This window comes from Photobacterium pectinilyticum (assembly GCF_024357955.1).
In the GTDB taxonomy this organism is placed as follows: Bacteria; Pseudomonadota; Gammaproteobacteria; order Enterobacterales; family Vibrionaceae; genus Photobacterium; species Photobacterium pectinilyticum.
In genome coordinates, this window is sequence record NZ_JANEYT010000147.1 from 1 (window position 1) to 3816 (window position 3816).

Below are 3816 nucleotides of genomic sequence, written 5' to 3' on the forward strand. Positions count from 1 at the left end.
AAGGGGTTTGAAGTCCAATGGAACGAAAACGTACGCTAAGGCTGACAACTATTAAAATCCGCCTTCACGTTGAGAAGTCTTTTTTCATGTCATCAATGATTTTATAGACTGTTGAACGTGCAATTTTTAATTGATTGGCGATCGCTGTAGCGCCAACCCCCTGGCTATACATAGACAGAACCTTATTTCTGTCTACCGTACGTTTCCTACCGAACCTGATACCTTTTAATTTAGCCTCTTGTCGTCCTTCATTTGTTCGCTCCAAAATTCGATGACGCTCTGCTTGGGCTACTGCGGATAAAATAGTGACGACCATTTTTCCCATTTCGCCTTCTGTACTGATACCGTCATCCAAAAATTTCACCGCAACACCTTGCTCCTCAAATTCCTTTATCAAATGAATCATGTCGGCAGTATCACGCCCAAGACGATCCAGTTTTTTTACCAGAACTACATCTCCATCCTCTACTTTGAGGCGTAATAGTTCTAGACCCTTTCGATTCGTATTGCTTCCAGATCCCTTGTCGCTAAAAATACGACTCACTTTCACACCGGCACATTTGAGTGCCTTGAACTGAATATCTAGAGATTGCTGACTGGTCGATACTCGTGCGTAACCAAAAAGCCGCATGAAGTGTCTCCTAAATCGATTGTCGGACGGTGGGTGTCTATTATCTCAAAATATCGATTTAATAGACATATTAACTATGCCATTTTAAAGTGTCTAATAACTTATAAAATAATAGACAATTTAATGCGTACTGATTGGAGAGACGGATGCCTGTAGATTTTTTAACTCCAGAACAAAAAAACATCTACGGGCAATTTCCGGGGGAGCCCAATGACGTACAAATGGCTCGCTATTTTCATTTGGATGAAACGGATCTGGCATTTATAAATAACCGCCGAGGTGATCAAAATCGATTCGGCGTTGCCTTGCAGCTTGGTTGTGTTCGATTTCTTGGAACCTTCCTTCTTGATCTGTCGCATGTGCCAGTTAATGTTCAGTGGTTTGTCGCCCGGCAGCTTGGCATAACGCAACTCGATATCTTATCGACTTACGCCCAACGGGAGACGACTAAGCGAGAACATACCGCTTTAATCCGTAATCAATACCGATATTTTGAGTTTGGGTGGCCTTGGTCTTTCCGTTTGAGCAGGCTGCTATATACACGCAGCTGGATCAGTAACGAGCGGCCCAGTTTACTTTTCGATCTCGCCACAGGGTGGTTGATACAGCATAAAATTCTACTTCCGGGAGCTTCAACATTGACCCGGTTGATTGCTGAAGTACGTGAGCGATCTACCCGTCGTTTATGGTCGCGACTATCGCAGCTGCCAACTCCAGAGCAAGTAACAAGGCTGGAAACCTTACTCCAAGTTCCAGAGGGAGCCCGCTTATCCCGGTTTGATCAATTTCGTAAGGGGCCGGTGACAATTAGCGGGCCCGCTTTCAATAAGGCTGTAAAACGGTATCTGGGATTAAAAGCCTTCGGCACGAAGGAGCTGAATTTCACAGGTATACCGCCTGTGCGGTTTAAAAACCTTGCTCGCCATGCCGGGATGATCTCGATGCACAAGATTGCACGTATGCCGGAAAAAAAACGGACAGCAATTCTAGTGGCATTTGCACGAGCTTATGAAACAATTGCCCTCGATGAAGCCCTCGATATTTTGGATTTGCTTGTCACTGACATCGCAGGGAAAGCCAAGAAGCTTGGCCAGAAAAAACGATTACGAACGCTGAAAGATTTAGACAAATCTGCTTTGGCGTTAGCTAAAGTCTGCGCGTTGATACTAAATGAGAGCATGGATGACGATATGCTCCGAGAGGCTATTTTTACCCGACTGCCCCGTGAAAAGCTGGCAGAGTCCATCGCGACGGTGAATGAACTTGCGCGGCCATATGATGATAATTTCCATGATGAAATGGTGGAACAGTATGGGCGGATCAGACTATTTTTACCGAAATTACTCAATGACCTTGAGTTCAGGGCTGCCCCAGCAGGAAAAGCAACACTGGAAGCCTTTCAGTATCTTTCTGGCCTTCCTAGTACGCGAAAACAGCGACTGGATGATGCGCCGTTAGAGATTGTTTCTAATCAATGGAAACGCTTGGTTTTTGATAAAGAAGGCAGGGTTATTAAACAAGGGTACACACTTTGCTTTCTCGATAAATTACAAGATAGCCTGCGTCGTCGCGATGTTTACGTTGCAAGCAGTGATCGCTGGGGTGATCCCCGTTCAAAGCTGCTGCAAGGACCGGATTGGCATGCCAATCGAATCCAAGTATGTCGCTCTCTCGGCCACCCGCTGAATCCTAAAGAAGCAATTGATGGTCTAGCTCGTGAGCTGGACGCCACCTATAGACAGGTGGCTATGAACTTTGGTGATAACAAGGCAGTTGAACTGGATTTATCCGGTAAGCGCCCGGCACTTACGATCAACAGTTTGGACAAACTGGAAGAGCCCGCTAGCCTAACGTTACTCGCACAGCAAGTCAGAGGTTTATTACCTGGCGTAGACCTTACCGAGTTATTATTAGAGATACATGCACATACTGGATTTGCTGATGAGTTTACTCATGTCAGTGAATCCAATGCTCGAGCCGAAGATCTTACTGTCAGTATATGTGCAGTACTGTTGTCGGAGGCCTGCAACATTGGGTTGGAGCCCCTGATTAAACATCAGGTACCGGCATTGACCCGCCATCGGCTGAGCTGGGTAAAGCAAAATTACCTACGTTCGGAGACTCTAGCTCGGGCAAATGCCAGACTTGTTGATTATCAGTCAACGCTGTCTTTGGCAAAGAAATGGGGCGGTGGCGAAGTCGCTTCCGCTGATGGAATGCGCTTTGTCACGCCAGTACGTACGCTCAATGCAGGTCCCAACCGAAAATATTTTGGCTCTAGTCGGGGGATCACTTGGTACAATTTCATTTCGGATCAATTCTCTGGTTTTCATGGCATCGTCATTCCTGGAACACTCCGAGATTCTATCTTCGTACTTGAAGGCTTGCTGGAACAGCAAACAGGTTTGGATCCAGTAGAAATTATGACGGATACCGCCGGTTCCAGCGATATGGTATTTGGTCTGTTCTGGCTACTTGGATACCAGTTTTCACCACGTTTGGCAGATGCTGGGGAATCCGTATTCTGGCGAGTAGACAAAGCTGCCAATTACGGAGTATTAAATGAGCTGGCACGTAGCTGCATTAATACACATAAGATCGAGCAGCACTGGGATGACATGATGCGCATTGCCGGTTCACTTAAGCTCGGCACCGTACATGCCTCTGAACTAATCCGCACTTTGCTAAAAAGTGAGCGTCCTTCAAGCCTGGCACTGGCCATCATTGAAGCAGGTCGTATTAATAAGACGTTGTACCTATTGAACTATGTTGATGATGAAGATTATCGTCGTCGGATTTTAACCCAATTGAACCGGGGAGAAGGCCGTCATGCTGTGGCTCGTGCCATCTGTCATGGTCAACGAGGTGAAATCAGAAAACGGTATCGAGAAGGACAGGAAGACCAGCTTGGTGCCCTAGGTCTTGTCACTAATGCTCTCGTGCTCTGGAATACAATATATATGCAGGCTTCACTGGATCATCTGCGAGAACAAGATACTGAGATAAAAGAAGAAGATGAGGCTCGGTTGTCACCACTTGGTTACAAACACGTGAATATGCTTGGGCACTACTCATTTACGTTAGCAGATCAAGTGATGAAGGGGCAGCTAAGGCCACTGAAAAATCCTTCAGATTTTGATGATTGGCCTTAGCGTACGTTTTCGTTCCATTGGACTTCAAACCCC

The 3816-nt window shown here is 46.1% G+C and carries 2 protein-coding genes; one reads left to right on the plus strand and one right to left on the minus strand.

The annotated features are described in order from the left end of the window. Window positions 1–64: 64 nt before the first annotated feature. Window positions 65–631, minus strand: coding sequence for a recombinase family protein (locus NHN17_RS25415; RefSeq protein ID WP_154723716.1), 567 nt, complete (start codon window positions 629–631; stop codon window positions 65–67). A gap of 146 nt (window positions 632–777) precedes the next feature. Here NHN17_RS25415 and NHN17_RS25420 point away from each other — a divergent pair, with 146 nt between their 5' ends. Then, window positions 778–3783, plus strand: a complete 3006-nt coding sequence (locus NHN17_RS25420; protein ID WP_255045458.1) for a Tn3 family transposase — start codon at window positions 778–780, stop codon at window positions 3781–3783. The last annotated feature ends 33 nt before the right edge of the window (window positions 3784–3816 follow it).

Bases quoted from the DNA above. Each gene is read 5' to 3' on its own strand.
- NHN17_RS25420 (WP_255045458.1), top strand. From the start codon at position 778: ATGCCTGTAGATTTTTTAACTCCAGAACAAAAAAACATCTACGGGCAA.
- NHN17_RS25415 (WP_154723716.1), bottom strand. From the start codon at position 631: ATGCGGCTTTTTGGTTACGCACGAGTATCGACCAGTCAGCAATCTCTA.